At 66.5% G+C, this 15,203-nt stretch carries 21 protein-coding genes; 10 read left to right on the top strand and 11 right to left on the bottom strand.

Features of this window, described 5'->3' with window-relative positions; translation table 11 throughout:
• The 3 genes from ACPCUW_RS16530 to ACPCUW_RS16520 are packed head-to-tail and all read right to left on the bottom strand — an operon-like array spanning position 1 to position 3,140.
• Positions 1-1,587, bottom strand: coding sequence for an FAD-dependent oxidoreductase (locus ACPCUW_RS16530; RefSeq protein ID WP_423425758.1), 1,587 nt, complete (start codon positions 1,585-1,587; stop codon positions 1-3).
• Positions 1,587-2,054 (bottom strand): hypothetical protein, encoded by a 468-nt coding sequence (locus ACPCUW_RS16525; protein WP_423425756.1) that lies wholly within the window; start codon positions 2,052-2,054, stop codon positions 1,587-1,589. The genes ACPCUW_RS16530 and ACPCUW_RS16525 overlap by 1 nt, the downstream gene beginning before the upstream one ends.
• A 57-nt stretch (positions 2,055-2,111) precedes the next feature.
• Positions 2,112-3,140: an AraC family transcriptional regulator gene (locus ACPCUW_RS16520; protein ID WP_423425754.1), complete on the bottom strand. Its 1,029-nt coding sequence runs from the start codon at positions 3,138-3,140 to the stop codon at positions 2,112-2,114.
• A 166-nt stretch (positions 3,141-3,306) separates the two neighbouring features.
• Between ACPCUW_RS16520 and ACPCUW_RS16515 the strand changes: the two genes are divergently transcribed.
• On the top strand, positions 3,307-3,738 hold the full coding sequence (locus tag ACPCUW_RS16515) for a hypothetical protein (protein ID WP_063011726.1): 432 nt from the start codon (positions 3,307-3,309) through the stop codon (positions 3,736-3,738).
• A gap of 122 nt (positions 3,739-3,860) precedes the next feature.
• On the opposite strand, the gene ACPCUW_RS16510 is transcribed toward ACPCUW_RS16515, so the two are convergent.
• Positions 3,861-4,001 (bottom strand): Rv1535 domain-containing protein, encoded by a 141-nt coding sequence (locus tag ACPCUW_RS16510; RefSeq protein ID WP_156511260.1) that lies wholly within the window; start codon positions 3,999-4,001, stop codon positions 3,861-3,863.
• A gap of 63 nt (positions 4,002-4,064) precedes the next feature.
• Here ACPCUW_RS16510 and ACPCUW_RS16505 point away from each other — a divergent pair, with 63 nt between their 5' ends.
• Entirely contained in the window at positions 4,065-4,331 is a 267-nt protein-coding gene (locus tag ACPCUW_RS16505; protein ID WP_063011722.1) for a hypothetical protein, read from the top strand.
• A gap of 183 nt (positions 4,332-4,514) precedes the next feature.
• Here the strand turns inward: ACPCUW_RS16505 and ACPCUW_RS16500 are convergent, their stop codons facing one another.
• The 3 genes from ACPCUW_RS16500 to ACPCUW_RS16490 all read right to left on the bottom strand — a co-directional run bounded on the left by ACPCUW_RS16500 (position 4,515) and on the right by ACPCUW_RS16490 (position 6,115).
• The gene (locus tag ACPCUW_RS16500; protein WP_423425751.1) at positions 4,515-5,105 is read right to left on the bottom strand and encodes a GNAT family N-acetyltransferase; all 591 of its coding nucleotides are present in this window, start codon (positions 5,103-5,105) and stop codon (positions 4,515-4,517) included.
• A gap of 142 nt (positions 5,106-5,247) precedes the next feature.
• On the bottom strand, positions 5,248-5,781 hold the full coding sequence (locus tag ACPCUW_RS16495; protein WP_423425749.1) for an SRPBCC family protein: 534 nt from the start codon (positions 5,779-5,781) through the stop codon (positions 5,248-5,250).
• On the bottom strand, positions 5,774-6,115 hold the full coding sequence (locus ACPCUW_RS16490; protein ID WP_030516309.1) for an ArsR/SmtB family transcription factor: 342 nt from the start codon (positions 6,113-6,115) through the stop codon (positions 5,774-5,776). Before ACPCUW_RS16490 ends, ACPCUW_RS16495 begins: the two co-directional genes overlap by 8 nt.
• Before the next feature lie 89 nt (positions 6,116-6,204).
• Between ACPCUW_RS16490 and ACPCUW_RS16485 the strand changes: the two genes are divergently transcribed.
• Positions 6,205-6,696: an SRPBCC family protein gene (locus tag ACPCUW_RS16485; protein ID WP_423425747.1), complete on the top strand. Its 492-nt coding sequence runs from the start codon at positions 6,205-6,207 to the stop codon at positions 6,694-6,696.
• A gap of 51 nt (positions 6,697-6,747) precedes the next feature.
• Here the strand turns inward: ACPCUW_RS16485 and ACPCUW_RS16480 are convergent, their stop codons facing one another.
• Positions 6,748-7,131: a hypothetical protein gene (locus tag ACPCUW_RS16480; protein ID WP_423425745.1), complete on the bottom strand. Its 384-nt coding sequence runs from the start codon at positions 7,129-7,131 to the stop codon at positions 6,748-6,750.
• Positions 7,132-7,348: 217 nt separating this feature from the next.
• Between ACPCUW_RS16480 and ACPCUW_RS16475 the strand changes: the two genes are divergently transcribed.
• The 4 genes from ACPCUW_RS16475 (at position 7,349) to ACPCUW_RS16460 (ending at position 10,774) form a co-directional block, all read left to right on the top strand.
• A complete protein-coding gene (locus ACPCUW_RS16475) occupies positions 7,349-8,704 on the top strand; it encodes an ABC transporter substrate-binding protein (RefSeq protein ID WP_423425743.1) in 1,356 nt (451 codons plus the stop codon).
• Between the two features lie 116 nt (positions 8,705-8,820).
• Entirely contained in the window at positions 8,821-9,675 is an 855-nt protein-coding gene (locus ACPCUW_RS16470; protein WP_423425929.1) for a carbohydrate ABC transporter permease, read from the top strand.
• A complete protein-coding gene (locus ACPCUW_RS16465) occupies positions 9,676-10,527 on the top strand; it encodes a carbohydrate ABC transporter permease (RefSeq protein WP_245924899.1) in 852 nt (283 codons plus the stop codon).
• Positions 10,528-10,594: 67 nt separating this feature from the next.
• Complete coding sequence (locus tag ACPCUW_RS16460; RefSeq protein ID WP_030516303.1) at positions 10,595-10,774, top strand: hypothetical protein; 180 nt, start codon at positions 10,595-10,597, stop codon at positions 10,772-10,774.
• A 97-nt stretch (positions 10,775-10,871) separates the two neighbouring features.
• Here the strand turns inward: ACPCUW_RS16460 and ACPCUW_RS16455 are convergent, their stop codons facing one another.
• Positions 10,872-11,045 carry a hypothetical protein gene (locus ACPCUW_RS16455; protein WP_167356733.1) on the bottom strand — a complete coding sequence of 58 codons (174 nt, stop codon included), beginning with the start codon at positions 11,043-11,045 and terminating at the stop codon, positions 10,872-10,874.
• Between the two features lie 19 nt (positions 11,046-11,064).
• Here ACPCUW_RS16455 and ACPCUW_RS16450 point away from each other — a divergent pair, with 19 nt between their 5' ends.
• Positions 11,065-11,718, top strand: coding sequence for a hypothetical protein (locus ACPCUW_RS16450; protein ID WP_423425740.1), 654 nt, complete (start codon positions 11,065-11,067; stop codon positions 11,716-11,718).
• Between the two features lie 115 nt (positions 11,719-11,833).
• Here ACPCUW_RS16450 and ACPCUW_RS16445 read toward each other — a convergent pair whose 3' ends face one another.
• Complete coding sequence (locus ACPCUW_RS16445) at positions 11,834-12,088, bottom strand: nickel-binding protein (RefSeq protein ID WP_063011710.1); 255 nt, start codon at positions 12,086-12,088, stop codon at positions 11,834-11,836.
• Between the two features lie 306 nt (positions 12,089-12,394).
• Here ACPCUW_RS16445 and ACPCUW_RS16440 point away from each other — a divergent pair, with 306 nt between their 5' ends.
• Together ACPCUW_RS16440 and ACPCUW_RS16435 are read left to right on the top strand one after the other, a co-directional pair.
• Complete coding sequence (locus ACPCUW_RS16440) at positions 12,395-12,694, top strand: hypothetical protein (RefSeq protein WP_063011708.1); 300 nt, start codon at positions 12,395-12,397, stop codon at positions 12,692-12,694.
• Positions 12,695-12,859: 165 nt separating this feature from the next.
• Entirely contained in the window at positions 12,860-13,774 is a 915-nt protein-coding gene (locus ACPCUW_RS16435; RefSeq protein ID WP_063011799.1) for a MurR/RpiR family transcriptional regulator, read from the top strand.
• Between the two features lie 24 nt (positions 13,775-13,798).
• On the opposite strand, the gene ACPCUW_RS16430 is transcribed toward ACPCUW_RS16435, so the two are convergent.
• Positions 13,799-15,169: an FAD-binding oxidoreductase gene (locus ACPCUW_RS16430; RefSeq protein ID WP_423425927.1), complete on the bottom strand. Its 1,371-nt coding sequence runs from the start codon at positions 15,167-15,169 to the stop codon at positions 13,799-13,801.
• Positions 15,170-15,203: the final 34 nt, after the last annotated feature.

Here is a 15,203-nt window from a genome sequence, read left to right as displayed (position 1 = left end):
CTAGTGCGAATCCGCTTCTCGCGGGGTGGATTTGGCCGGAATGTGGCTCAGTGCCTCCTCGGCCATGGCGGTGATGGTGAGGCTCGGGTTGACGCCCACATTCGCCGGTACCGCGGACCCGTCGGTCACCAGTAGATTGCGGTAGCCGAAGACCCGGTGGTATCGGTCGACCACTCCTCGGCTCGCGTCGGGCCCGATCACGGCGCCGCCGAGGATATGAGCCGTGGTGGGCGAGCTGATCAGCGATTCGGCGACGGAGCTTTCGGGGTAGCCGCCGATGTGTCGCGCCGCCAGTTCGGTGAACCGGTTCGCGATCGGCAGATAGCTCGCCGGGGCTGTGCCGGCATCGTCGACGACGGTGGCCATCCCCGAACCGAATCTCTTGGGACGCAACCGGAGTGAGCTGTCGAGGCTTTGCATGACGGTGAAGACGACGGTGCGGCGGGACCAGCCACGGATGCGTGTGGGATTCAGCCAGCGGAACGGATGCCGGGCGATCTCTCGCGCGAATTGCAGGGTTCGCCGCCGGCCGCCGGTGAACGGGCCGAAGGTCAAGGCCAGCGCGTCACCGGCCGCCGCGTAGGTGTTGTTGGTGACATGGGTGTGCTCGTCGGGGTGCACACTCATGGTGATGGTCAGGTCGGTGGCGAGATCGGCCGAGCGGTCGTGCGCGGTGACCGCGGTGATGGCTTCGCTGTTGGTGCGTACGAGGTGCCCCACACGGTCCGACAGTCTCGGTAGCGAACCGGTGGCGCGGGCTCTGGTGAGCAGTTCGCTCGTTCCCATCGCTCCGCCCGCGAGCACGACTCCGCGTGCGTGCGCGACCTGGCGGTCACGCCGTATCCACGCGCCGGAGCGTTCGGTGGTGACGGCGTAACCGTCGCTGCCGTCGGTGGCGCCGAGCGGACGAATACCGACGACCGTACGTTCGGGCCGGATCTCGACCCCGAGCCCTTCGGCCAGGTGGAGATAATTCTTGACCAGGCTGTTCTTGGCGCCGTGGCGGCAACCGAGCAGACATTCGCCGCAGCGTAGGCACCCGGTGCGTTCAGGTCCGGCACCGCCGAAGAAGGGATCCGGCACCGTCTCGCCCGGAGTGCCGAGATACACCCCCACTCTGGTCTGGTGCACGGCGTCGGGCACACCGAGGTCGGCCGCGACGGCGCGCATCATCTGCTCACTTCGACCGTCGCTGTGACAGTCCACCACCCCCAGCATGCGTTCGGCGGTGGCGTAGTGCGGAGCGAGCACCGCTCGCCAATCCGCGAGCTCGGCCCACTGCTCGTGCCGGTAGAAGTCGTCGGAGTGCGGAACGTACAGCGTGCTCGCGTACACCAGGGACCCGCCGCCGACGCCCACCCCGCAGATCACCGATACGTGCTTCATCGGCCGCAGTTGGAGGATCCCTCTGAGGCCGACGCGCGGAGCCCACAGCATGCGCGGGGCCTGCCATGCGCTCGTGGCGAAGTCCTCGTCCCGGTAGCGGCGGCCTTTCTCCACCACGGTGACGGAGTATCCCTTCTCGGCCAGTCGCAACGCGGCGACGCTGCCGCCGAAACCGGATCCGATCACGATCCAATCGCGCATCACCGGACCTCCCGGCGCAGCAGGAAAGGCGAGCCGCCGCGGGATGTGAAGGGCAGGCCGAACGTAAGGCCCAGCACGGTCCCGTCCGAAAGGATGCGCAGATCGTCGACGACCCGCCGCCAGGGGAAGGGGGCATCGGATGCATAGCTGACCACCACGGCCGGCGCGCCGTCGAGCCGGGAGGGACCGATGGTCGCGCGCAGCGGCAGGGTGGCCGATTCTCCGCGCGGGCCGGCGAGGTTGTATCCCGTCAGCCCGTCCCCCGCGGGAGCTGGTCGCAGATCCTTACCCCACCAGTCCGCCAGGCCGGTGAGCCGGAACGCTATCGGGGCCAGCGCACGCACGAGCGCCGGCCCGGCGAGCTCGGCCTCGAGACGTCCCGTCACCTCCGCGAGGTCCGGGCACGCCGCAGTCCGAAACAGTGCGCGTAACTCTTCGCTGCCGCGCCGGGCGAGGGTGTTGTCCATGACAGGGAAGTGTGCGTTTCGCCGACCTGCGGGGTATTGCCCACCGACGACAGAGATTTACCTCTGGACGACAGGTTCGGCGACGCCGCCCGCGCGGCGGACGGCGCTCGGGGTGGCGCCGAACCAGCGCAGGCAGCAGCGCGTCAATGCCGACTGCTCCGCCAGTCCGACCGCAGCGGTCACGCGGGACAGGGCGAGGTCGGATTCGATCAAGTGGCGTAGCGCGGCATCGCGGCGGACCGCGTCGAGAATCTCGGCGTAGGACGTGCCCTCCGCCACCAGCCTGCGCTGCAGGGTTCGCGCGTGAATACCGAAAGTGGCTGCGACAGCTGACAACTCGATCGCCCCACTGCCCAGAGCCTGGTCGAGATAGCCACGAACCCGCGGGACGTACACCTGCTGCGGGTCGGGGTAGCGCGAAGTGAGGTAGTCCAGGGCGAGCTTTCTCAGCAGCGGATTCGCCGCCGCCAGCGAGGAGTCCAGCCCCTCGGCCGGCAATCTCAGGGTGGCCGTGCGACGGCCGAATCGGGCCGGCGCCCCGAAACACTCCACGTACCGCTCGGGCGGGGCGATCCGGGAATGCGGGAAGTCCACGCCGATCGGCGGCGTCGCCGCGCCGAGTTCGAGTCGACCCACCCGATATGCCACCAGCAGCGCCATTTCGACGACCTGACGCGTGGGCGGGGGCGCACTCAGCGAGTACCGCACACCGGCCACGTCCGCATTCCCGTCCGGATCATCGGTCAGGGTGAACGACACCGCCGGGCTGTGCACGAACATGAACCGGGATGCACTCTCGACCGCTTCGCGCACGGTCGCCGAGTGGAGCATGACCACCGCGAGCGGGCCGAGGATCGAAATGTCTTGGCGTTCGGCCACTCTCAGTCCCAGGTCGGGGACATCCAATTCGGCGGATGCGTGTTCCAGCAGCCGCGCCAGACTGCGATGCGAGATGAGCGCGTCCTCGGAGTCCAGCAGCGCGGGTTCGATTCCGACATGTGCGAGCAGCGCGGCAGAGTCACCTCCGCACTCTTCGATCACACTACCGAAACCCCGCAGGGCGGCAGCTCGGATCACATCGCTCATGTCGTGCCAGGATAAATCACGATCCGAGTGATGACCGACCGCCCTCGTCACGAGGAGTGCCGGGCGCATGTTTCATCTCGGTCGCTACGCCCGGAGCGACCGCGCGCCGCGAGTAGACTGCAGCTTGCTCGCAGATGTCCAAAAGGTGAACTCAAAGGGAGTGACGATGGACCTTCTCGAGGGTGGGGTAAAAGCGATTTCGTGGACGGCCGATGCGACCACATCCGCGGCCGGGGCGGTGGGCGGCGCCGCGGTGAACGGAGTTCTCGGCGGGATGCAGGGTGTCGTGTCCGGGGTGCGGAGCGGACTGAGCAGCGGGAGTCATTCGACACCGGCCGCCGCGCTCACGTTGGCGGCGATCGGAGCCACGGGAGTCGTGGACTGGCCCGTGCTCCTGGGCGTCGGCGGCACCGCACTCGTACTCCGGAGGCTCACCTCGCACCCGGACCAGCAACCGTCGTCGGCCACCAGGGCTCCCGCCGCGCAGCGCAAGCAGCCGGCCCGCAGTGACCGACCGGCCCGCCGCAGCGACGGTGGCAAAAAGACGACCGCCCGCAAGACCGCGGCCCGCTCACGGCGCGCACCCAGCAAGGCGTAACCGGCGTCGGCGGACCTCGAGGCAGCCTTCCGCGTGACCGTGGGCGCACGCTTCTCGTTGCGCGTCGACGGCCGTCGTACGTGCCGTCGTCGGCCTCGACTCGCGGCGTAGCGTGGAAACGGTCAGCGCGATGATTCGCCGACGACGTCGATGACTCCCAGGCGCCACAACGCCGCGTACAACTCACGCAGGGGAACGGTCAGCACCTGCGTCAGCGCGCCCGTCAACGGATCCTGGCCGCCACCTACATCAGCTGTCCTCACGACGGCCACTGTGGCGAACCCAAGCGTCGGGACCCCGAATATCGCATGACCGGAAGGCAACATATGGCCGACAAAACGCACACCAGCCACCGGAACGCGGTCGACAAGGTCATCGCCGCGCACAGTTTCGCGGTGGAACTCCCCCTGCTCGGCCGTGTACCGATCCCCCGCCCCGAACAACTGGCCTACTACGGCGCACTGGGCGCCCTGGCCGCCGCGGAAATCATCGAATGGCCCGTCGCCCTGGTACTGGCCGGCGGGCACTGGCTCGCGGAAAACCAGCACAACCGCGTGGCCCACGAAATCGGCGAGGCCCTCGAAGACGCCTGATTCCCCACCTCGGACGCGCCTACCCGCCGTAGATTCCGCCGACGAGCACGGGCGCGGCCGTACTGATGTTCCACTGCGCCGCGAGCCGTACATCGCGCAACAGCCCGATACCGGTCAGTTCCGGCCGGAGATCGCCTCGGCCAGGACTGCGGACAGCGATAGCCGCCTCACGGCGGCAGCCGATCACGCATAGCGCTCGACGTGCCCGACGGTGCCGAAGCCCAGGCGTCGATAGATTCCTTCGCCGTCCGGTGATGCGGTGAGTACGACCGAGCGAGCACCCGCTTCCAGGGCCAGTGCCAGCGCATACCGCGTGAGCGCGGTCCCGATGCCTTCTCCGCGATGATCGGCTCGGGTCACGATGTGCTCGAGCGATGCGCCCGCGGCGCAGGTGACGACGGCGGCACAGCCGAGCACCTCCCCGCCGTCACGCCAGAGCAGGTAGCGGGTGGACCTCCGATCCATCCCCTCACGCAGGCCGGTCACGAGATCGTCGACCTCGGTCGCACCCGACCAGAGTCGCGCCCACTCGGCGAGGCCGGCATCGCCGGCCACGTCCTCGATCGGCTCCGGTCGTCCGCGTTCCCGGTAGGCGGCTCGGTCGGGATCGGCGAGCATCATCAGCGGCTCGGTTTCGAACAACTCCAGTCCGCGCCGCCGCAGGAGCTCCGGAATCTCCGGCGAATCGACGTCCGGCCAGAAATACCACGATGCCGGTACGCCGTCGAACAGTGTGCGCAACTGCTCGATCTCATGCGGGATCGCAGCGCCCACTCTGAGGACTCCGTTCAGTTCCTCGCTGGGCGCACCGGTGTGGAACCAGCTCGACGGCGTGCCATCGCTCGACCGGTTCGCGCGCGCCAGATGCGTTGCGACAAAGGTGGTTACGGCCTCGTGGCACCTGCGGTTGCCTAGATCAGCGGTCATTCGACGAATCCGGAAGCAGCGATTCGTATTCCGCGCGAAGGGAATCGAACTTCGGCCAGAACGGATCCGGTGCGGATGCCGCGAGCCTGGCGTGCAGGATGTCCAGGTGGGTGTGCCAGCCGGCGGCGATATCGAGGATCTCGCCGCGGGTCGGGAGCCGGCGGTGGGTGACCGTCAGACGGACCTTGTCGGCGACCTGCTCGAGCGCGAAGGTCACCTCCGAGTCGGCGAGGCCGCCGCCACTGCTCCAGGTGTGGCGCAGCAGATGCGGAGGATCCCATTCGAGCACCTCGCCGTGCCTGCGGTCGGCCACCGCGGCGGGATCGCCTTCGCCGGTGAGCTCGTGAATCCGGAAGATGTGTTCGACCCGGCCGCCGATGACCTGTTCGAGCAGCCCGCCCGCCAGCCAGGTCGCGCGCTTGTCGATTTCGGTCAGATACGCCCAGACCCGTTCGATGGGCCCGGGCAGTAGCCGTTCGATGCGGACCGTGCCCGGTTCGACGACCTCCCCGTAGTCACTCATCTCGCGAATCCTCCTGTAGCAGTGCGGCTTCCAAAGCGTCGAGGCTCTGGTTCCAGAAACGCTCGTAGAAGTTCACCCATTCGGCGCACTCTCGCAACGGGCGCGGATCGAGCCGGCACAGATGTGTGCGCCCGTGCACGCTGCGTCGTACCAGCCCCGCGCGCTCGAGCACCTTGATGTGCTTGGACGCGGCCGCGAGCGAGATGTCGAACGGGGCAGCCAGCTCCCCCACGCTGCACTGGCGCCGCGCCAGTGTGCGCAGCATCGAGCGGCGCGTGGAGTCCGACAGCGCGTGGAACACCACGTCGAGCCGCTCCGAAGAATTCTCAACCACATGGTTGACTATTCCGTCTTCCCGCACCTACTGTCAACCCATCGGTTGAATATCGCGGCCGATTCACCCACCCCTTCAGGGAGCACCCCATGACCGAGCAGAACTTCACGACGACCTTCGCCGTCGACCGGACCCCCGAAACCGCCTTCGGCGCCGTGCTCGACGTGCGCGGCTGGTGGTCGAAGGCTCTCACCGGACGCAGCGAAAAGCCCGGAGACGTCTTCACGTACGAGGTTCCGAGCGTGCATCGCGCCACCATCGAGGTCACCGAGGTCGTCCCGCACGACCGCGTCGTCTGGCGCGTTTTGGACGCCCGGCTCACCCTGGTCGACGACCAGACCGAATGGAACGACACCGAAATCCGTTTCGAGATCACCCGCCGCGCCGACACCACCGAACTCCGCTTCACCCACGTCGGCCTCACCCCGGCGTTCGAATGCTTCGACGCCTGCCGCAAGGGCTGGTCGTTCTACATCGACCGGAGCCTGCACGACCTGATCACCACCGGCACCGGTCAACCCGACGAGGACCCGCAGGCTCTCGCCCTAGCCGTCGAGAATGCGACGGCGACGCCGCACTGAGGAGACCGCTGGGACGGCCACCCGGGAAGGTCGCGGCCGGCCGTTGCGCCCTCAGGTCTGGTCGAGCACGCTGGCAGGGACGCCGTAGGGCAGGAATCGCACCTTGCGGCGTTCGTCGGTGTTGTCGCGATGTGCGCGTAAGGCCTCGAGTTCGGTCGGGAAGACCTGCTCGACCCGGGCCTCACCGGCGTCGTCGACGCTGTAGACGGCCCACACCCCGCTGCCGGTCTCCCCGGTCGTCGCGTCGTCCGGTTCCGGCGTCCGCGCGCGATCCGGCTGAACGAACTGGCCGAACAGCGACGTCAGCGAATTGACGGTGCTGCGGTCGAGGTATTCGGCGGCCTTACCGAGCAGGTCGCGAAACTCGACTTCCGCCTCGCGCAGAGCGCGCTCGAATTCTTCCGGATCGATCCCGAAAGGCCCGTTGTTTGCCATCTCGATCCTCCCGAGGACGACGTCGGCGCTATGACTCCAGTATGCCGCGCGTGGGTATCGAGGGGGTTGACCAGAGTTTGCCCACCTGGGATTGCCGAGAATCTGCCCGCATGTCCACGGGCTGCCCCGGCCCGGTCACGAGCGGGAGGACACGTGCGGCCGGTCTCGTGCGTATTTTCCAGACGAATCAGCCCCCGCGGTATTACGTTCTTCTGCAATGAAGTTCGCTTGTTGCAGCCGAACGGGGGCGCGGGTGGCATCGACTCGAAGGTTCGACCGGCGCACGCTCCTGCGGGGTGCGGCGGCGGCCGGGGCGGCGGCGGCCGCGTCCTCGATAGCCGGTTGCGGTGACAACGACGACGCGCTCACCTTCTTCTTCCAGGCCAAACCCGACGAGGCGAAGGTCCGGCTCGAGATCATCGACGAGTTTCGCAAGCTGCACCCGGACATCAAGATCCGGACTCAGATGTCCGGCCCTGATCCACAGACTCAGATCCTGACCTACTGTGCGGGCGGTAAATGCCCGGACGTGCTGATGTCGTGGGATCTGTCCTATTCCTTCCTCGCCGAACGCGGCATCTTCGAAAATCTCGACACGATCCTGGACAAGGACCCGGTGTACGCGGCCGAGCTGAAGAAGGACAGTTCGATGCCCTTGTACAACACGTTCCGCTACAAGAACGCGCAGCACGCGCTGCCCGAGCAGTGGGCCGGAATCTTCCTCTACTACAACCGCAAACTCTTCGCCGACGCCGAACTCGCACCTCCGCCCACACGCTGGGAGGATGCCTGGAGCTTCGACGAATTCCTCGGCGCCGCACAGGCGCTGACCAAACGTGACAGCTCCGGCGACGTCATCCAATGGGGGTTCGTGGATCCCTGGACCGTCTACTACTCCGCCAGTTGCTTCGGGATGAACAACGGCATCGAATGGTTCACCCCGTCCGTCGACCCGACCCGCACCAACATCGACAACGACGCCTTCATCGAGGGCGTCCAGTTCTACACCGACCTGTCCACCAAGCACCGGGTGATGCCGACAATCGAATTCCAGCAATCGCTTTCCTCGTCGGACATGTTCGCCCAGGGCAAAGCCGCGATGGCGTTGTCCGGGCACTGGATGTACAGCACCTACGCCGGCCAGGAAGACCTCGATTTCGACGTCACGGTGCTACCGGTCGGCCCGCGCGGTACCGCCGCGCGGTCGGATATCGGCACCACCGGCCTGTCCATCGCCGCAGACAGCCCGCGCAAGGAGCAGGCCTGGGAATTCGTCAAATTCGCCACCGGGCCGGTCGGTCAGGCGGTCATCGCGAAATCGGGACTGTTCGTTCCCGCGTTGAAATCGGCGCTCGGCTCCGACGGGTTCGCGCAGGCACATGCGAAAGTGCACAACCTCGAGGTGTTCCACGGCGGCGACCACGCCAACAACCTGCCGGTCACACCCGCATGGCCACGTGTCGACGCGGTGATCCAGCAGGGATACGACCACGTGTTCCGCGGCGCCGCCTCCGCGGAGTGGTTCAAGCACGGCCTCGCCCGGCAGATCAACGACCTCCTGGAGGCGCAGTGAGCGACAATCGCACAGCGGTTCGCTGTGCCGACGGGGTGCAGGTGTCCCGCACCTCACCGGGCACGGTGAGCAACCATCGCTCACCGCTGAGCCGGCGCAAGGCCGCCGCGGGCCGAATGTTCATCGCCCCCAACCTGATCGCGGTCGCGGTGTTCATGGCCTTCCCCTTGGTGTTCACGCTGTATCTGAGCCTGCACAGCTGGGATCTGTTCAGTCCGCCGAAGTTCATCGGTATCGGCAACTTCCGCCGGCTCTTCGCACACGACCCGCTGTTCTGGGTGGCCTTGCGCAACACGGTGATCTTCACCGTCGGCACGCTGATCCCGACCATCGCCATCGGTATCGCCGTCGCGGCGGCCCTGAATCGACAACTGAAGGGTATCGGCATCTTTCGCAGCATCATGTTCATGCCGCTGGTCGCCTCGACCGTGGCGATGGCCGTGGTGTGGCGGCTCACCTTCAGCACCGACTACGGCGTGCTCAACACCGCCCTCGGCTGGATCGGCATCGGTCCGGTCCCGTGGCTCACCGACCCCGGGTGGTCGATGGTCTCGCTGTGCCTGGTCAGTGTGTGGAAGAGCGTCCCCTTCGTCACCGTCGTCCTGCTCGCCGCCATGCAGGGCATACCGGCCGACATCTACGAGGCCGCCCGTATCGACGGCGCCGGAGCGGTGCGCCGGTTCGGCTCGATCACCGTGCCGCTGATCCGGCCCGCGCTGGCGTTCGCGTTCGTCATCACGGTCATCAACTCGTTCCAGGTGTTCGATCAGGCCTACGTCCTCACCGGCGGCAAGGGCGGTCCCGAAACCGGCACGTACGTGCTCGGAATCATGCTCTACCAGAACGCTTTCTCCTTCGACGACATCGGCTACGCCTGTGCACTCGCCTGGGTGATCTTCGCGATCCTGCTGGCATCGACACTGCTCCAATTGCGATTCACCCGCGGCGATGCCTACGAAAGCGGGGCCTAGGTGGCGACCGCGACCGCGAATCGTGCCGTTCTCCGCCGTACCGGGCGCGGGATAGTGCTGTACCTGGTGCTCGTCGCGATGGCATGGTGCGCGCTGTTTCCGCTGCTGTGGGCCTTGTCGAGTTCGCTGAAAAAGCAGGGCAACATCTCCGACACCAGCATCCTCCCGGCCCACCCGGCATGGTCGAACTACCGCGACATCTTCGACCTGATGCCGTTCGGGCGGATCTTCTTCAACACCGTGCTCTACGCCGGCTGTGTCACCGCGGGTCAGGTATTCTTCTGCTCGCTGGCCGGATATGCCTTCGCCCGCTTGCCGTTCAAGGGTCGCGACGTCTTGTTCGTCGCCTACCTCGCCACCCTGATGGTCCCGGCGACCGTCACCGTCATCCCCCAGTTCATCCTCATGCGCACCTTCGGCTGGGTGGACAGCCCCCTGGCCATGATCGTGCCGGGCCTGTTCGGCAGCGCCTTCGGCACCTACCTCATGCGCCAGTTCTTCATCACCCTGCCGGTCGAACTGGAGGAAGCCGCCATTCTCGACGGCTGCTCGGTCTGGCAGACCTACTGGCGCGTTCTGCTCCCCCACGCCCGCCCGGCGGTGATGGTGCTCGCGGTCCTCACCTGGGTGACGGTGTGGAACGACTTCCTGTGGCCGCTGGTGATGATCCAGCGCGACGAGATCTCCACGCTCACACTGGGATTGGTGCGCCTGCAGGGCCAGTACGAAACCAACTGGCCGATCCTCATGGCGACCTCCATCCTGATGGTGGCGCCGATGCTGGTGATCTACGCGTTCGCGCAGAAGTCGTTCGTGCGAGGGATTGCGATGTCGGGATTGGGTGGGCGGTGACCTGGTCACCCATTGCCCACTGTGGCAGCCTGGAACGTACCCATCCGCCCGGATGCGAAGGCACATCATGTTCACGAATATCATCGAGCCACTCCAGCAACTCGCGGAACAAAATCGCGATGTCATCGGATTCGTGGTCATCAATACGGGCAATGCCATACTCGGCGCTGTCCGGTGGGGCCTCGACGCCGCCACCCCGTTCCTGCAGCAGTTCTTCTCCGAATACCCGCCCGGCGGAAACTACTGACCTACGAACTGGGGCTTTCTTCCGACAAGAACAGTTCGCTCACCACTGCGCGCCCACGGAATGGAAACTGTTGCGGGCGAACGCTTCCCGTCCCGGATCAGTCTTCGCCGTCGCCGATCGGCTCGGCTTGGTCGCCGAGGCGGGCGTGCAGGCGCTCCCGGACCTGGTCCGGGGTGTAGGCCCGGCGCTTGCGCTCGGAGCGCACGATGACCACTCCGGTCGCCGCGACACCCGCGGCTCCTGCCAAGCCGAGTACTTTCCACCACCGCATACGGCTTAGGCTAGTCGCTGTGCCACGCGAAGCGCCCTCGAGTATCGGTTTGGATGAAGCGGTCGAACTCACGCGGACGGGCGACTTGTGGTTGTTCCGTGGACATTCCGGCGCCGATCGCACGATCCGGGGCCTGACCAACAGCCCGGTCAACCACGTCGGCATGGCGGTGGTCGTCGACGACCTGCCGGCCCTCATCTGGCATGCCGAACTCGGCCGGGCGCTGCCGGATGTCTGGTCCGGCAACCACCATCGCGGTGCCCAGCTGCACGACCTGCAGGCCGCGGTCCTGCGCTGGACCAATGATTACGGGCAGCAAGCCTGGCTGCGCCAGCTGGAGCGCCCTGTGACACCCGAGATGGAGGATGCGGCCCTCCGGACGGTCGCACGGCTGGACGGCATGCCCTTTCCCTCGACAAGCGCGCTGGCCGGCCGGTGGTTCCGGGGCCGGATACCGCGACCGAAGCGTTCGAAGCACCGCGAAACCGAAGCCGGCCTGGAGAACGCCTACTGCGCGGAAATCGTCGCCCTGACCTACCAAGCGATGGGATTGCTGCCGGAGAAGCGCCCGAATTGGTACGACCCGGGCAGATTTTGGAGCGGCGACAATCTGCATCTGTCCGAGGGCTATCGCCTCGGCGGTGAGATCGAAGTGAACGTTTTCGGGCGCTGACGCACCGATATCCGAAGTACCGGGCGTCGGCACAAGGACGCGGGCGATCCCAGCCGCATTCGTTCGGACGCCGCGGGCCGATCGAGCCGGGGCGTGGACGTTCCGGCGGAGACGATCAGTCGCCCTCGACCACCGGGTAGATCCGGTCGGGAACGAGCCCGTGCGCCTCGCGATGGACGGTGATCGCGGTATCCGCGTCCGGGGCATCGACCAGGCAGAACGCCGTGTGGCTCGCTTCGTCGACCCAGTAGCGCTGGTACGTCACGCCGTAATCTCCCTGGATCGCCACGTCGGCGGCATGAGCGGCGGCCACGTCCCGCACCGTCGTGCCTTCGGGCAGATGTTCGTGCACGTCGATGAAGAGGACCATCAGGACTCCTTGGTCGAGTGGGCGACGCCGAGTGGCGATGTGACGTAGATTACGCCGCACGTGATCCCTCCGACAGCCCGCGGACCGCGATTCGAGGCATCGGCCGGAAGCCCGGAGAATTGATCATGCAATTAACGGAAAGAATGCAAGATCAATTCTGAGATCTGCACGAGATGCGCAGTTCGCCAGCTGTTAACCGTGACCATTCACACAGTAACGAAAGTGGATTTACACATTTCACCTTCATATATTTGGGTTACGCGCCGTGATGGCATCGTTATTCATCTGTGGAAGGAACTCCCGTACATGGTCTCTCGCAAGATCTTTGCTGCCGCCACCCTCTCCGCCGCCGCGCTGTTCTTCGGCCCGGTCGCCATCGCCTCCGCGGCCGCACCCTCGGCCGACTCGGGCACTACCGCCCCCGCGCAGCTGAGCACGGGCTCGGCGGACAGCGGTTCGTCCTCCGGTTCCGCCGGATTGTCGTCGGGCTCAGCCATGCTCGACTCCGGCAGCTCGGCCCTCGAGGGCGGCACCTCCACCATCGACAACATCATCACGGCGATCACCGGTATCAAGGACCTTTCCCAGCCCAAGCCGGCCTCCTGATCCCTGGCGGCAGAACCTCTTTCGCTCCAGCCCGCCGGCGAGCCCCACCTTGGTGGTGCGACCGCAGTCGGCCTCGAACGGCGATCGATAGCTGCACCGCGGCCCATTAGAGTTCAGGTGTCCGGATCCGCCGACCCTCCGGACAGTTCGAAGAATGGAGCGACCATGGCCGCCACAAGTGAGCAGTCGACGTCGGGCCCTGCGAGCTTCGACGAACTTCTGGCCGAACTGCGCCGGCGTCTGGATTCGATGTCGCCCTCGCATCGCAAGCTCGCCGAGCGCGTCATGTCGGATCCCGAGACCGTCGCGTTCATGACCGTCTCGGAGCTCGCCTCCGCGGTCGGGGTGAACCAGGCGACCGTCGTTCGGTTCGCCAATGGCCTGGGCTTGCAGGGCTACCCGGGGCTGATCCGTCTGTGCCGTGAACATCTGCAGGAGCAGGCGCAACTGCTGCGCCGCTTCGACAGCATGGAGCAGCTCGGAAACGTCGGCAGCGGAGTACTCGAACAGGCCGCAGCGCTGGATCAGGCGAACATCGCCCGCACCTTCGCCCGTATCGAGGAGCCGACCTGGCACCGCGTGGTCGAACACCTGGCACGCGATGCCCACGTCCACGTGCTGGGTCTGCGTAAATCTCATGCCCCGGCCTACTTGCTCGGATATCTGCTCGGCATGCTGCGCGAGGATGTGCACACCATCAACGGTGCGGCCGGCTCGCTCACCGACGAACTGCGCCGCGTGCGTGCGGGCGACTGTTTCGTCGCGATCTCCATTCATCGCTACAGCACCGATACCGTGCGCGCCGCGCAGTGGGCACGCGACCGCGGTGCGCACGTGGTGGCGCTGACCGATAACGCCGGGTCTCCGCTGGCGACGACCGCCCACGATTGTTTTCTCGTCGATGCGTCCAGTGCCTCGGTCCTCCGGTCGATGACCGCGTTCACCGCCTTGGCACAGGCGTTGGCCGCTGGTGTCGCCCAAACCCTCGGTCACAGCGTTCGATCGACTCTGCTGGAGGAAGAGAACCTGCTGAGCAGTTTCGGTATCTACCGCAGTGGGACCACGTCTGCTCGCGGCTGAGCAACTTCTCGGCAGGAATGAAGATCATTTCGCGGGAAGAATGTGCGGGTTGAGCAGTCGTGCCGGATCCAGGGCAGCTCGGATCGACCGCATGATGTCGAGATCGACGTCGCTGCGACCGAGCCCGATCCATCGAGCCTTCGCCCGCCCGATTCCGTGCTCGGCACTGATGCTGCCGTCGTGGAGGGCCACCCGCCGCAGCACCGTATCGGTCACCGCATCGCGGTCGTCGGCGGCGACATCGAGAAGATTCACGTGGATGTTGCCGTCGCCCAGGTGGCCGAAACAGATCGCGCGCACAGCGGGAGCCGATTCGGCGAGATCCTCGCCGAGCGCTGAGAGGAACGGCTCGATTTCCCGCACCGGGGTGGACAGATCGAGTTTCACCGGCGGAGTGGATGATTCGGCGCTCACCGCTTCGGTGTGTCCTTCCCGGTACCGCCAGAGCCGATGCGCGGGTCCCTGCTCCACGGCCGCGTCGAGCACATTCGGTCCGGCGTCTTCCAGCACGTCGAACAGCGCTGCCTGGGTTTCCGGCCGGCCCGACACCTCGACAAGCAGGTAGTACGCGGGGTCGGCAGCGAGCGGTGGTCGAAGCGCGCAGTGCGTGCGGACCAAATGGATACCGGCCCGGGTCATCAGTTCCGCGGCCTCCACTGTGATTCCGGCGCGCTGTATTTCGGCTATCAGGCGCAATGCGACGCCGACGGTGCCGACGCCGATGAGCGCAACGTGCGTTTCCCGCGGCGGAACCACCAGCCGCATGAGTACGCGGGTGATCACCGCCAGCGTGCCCTCCGAGCCGGCGAGCAGCCCGGGCAGGTCGTATCCGACGTTGTCCTTGGTCAATTCCTTCCAGCGACTGACTGTTCGGCCGTCGGCCAGCACCGCTTCGAGTCCGAGCACCTGATGACGGGTGTTGCCGTTCTTGATCATGCGGATGCCGCCGGCATTCGTAGCGACGATCCCGCCGAGCGTCGCCGAATCCCGCGAGGCCAGATCGACTCCCAGGTCGAGATCGTGGGCGCGCGCGGCCTGCTGGGCTCGGGCGACGGTCACGCCGGCACCTGCGGCGATGGTGCGGCCCATCGGGTCCACGCGCTCGATCTCGTCGAGACGAGCGGTACTGAGCACCAACTCGCCCCGCATCGGAACGGACCCGCCGACCAAGCCGGTATTTCCGCCCTGCGGAACGACGCCGACCCCGGCTCGGTGGCAGGCCGCCAGGACCGCGGAGGTCTCCGCGGTGTCGGCGGGGCGGACCACGGCGCAGGTGCTCCCTACCCAATGGCCGGTCCAGTCGACTACGTGTCCGGCGACGACGTCCGGATCGGTGAGCACATGGGCTCGACCGACGATCGCCGCCAACTCGTCCACCAGTTCCAGGGTTCGCACCCCGCCGATTCTCCTACTCGCGTCCGCTGAGCCA

Origin of the sequence: Nocardia sp. AB354, assembly GCF_049538315.1 — a bacterium.
GTDB lineage: Bacteria > Actinomycetota > Actinomycetes > Mycobacteriales > Mycobacteriaceae > Nocardia > Nocardia nova.
The sequence above is the reverse complement of the archived record's forward strand: the minus strand, read 5'-3'. Positions and strand labels throughout refer to the sequence as shown.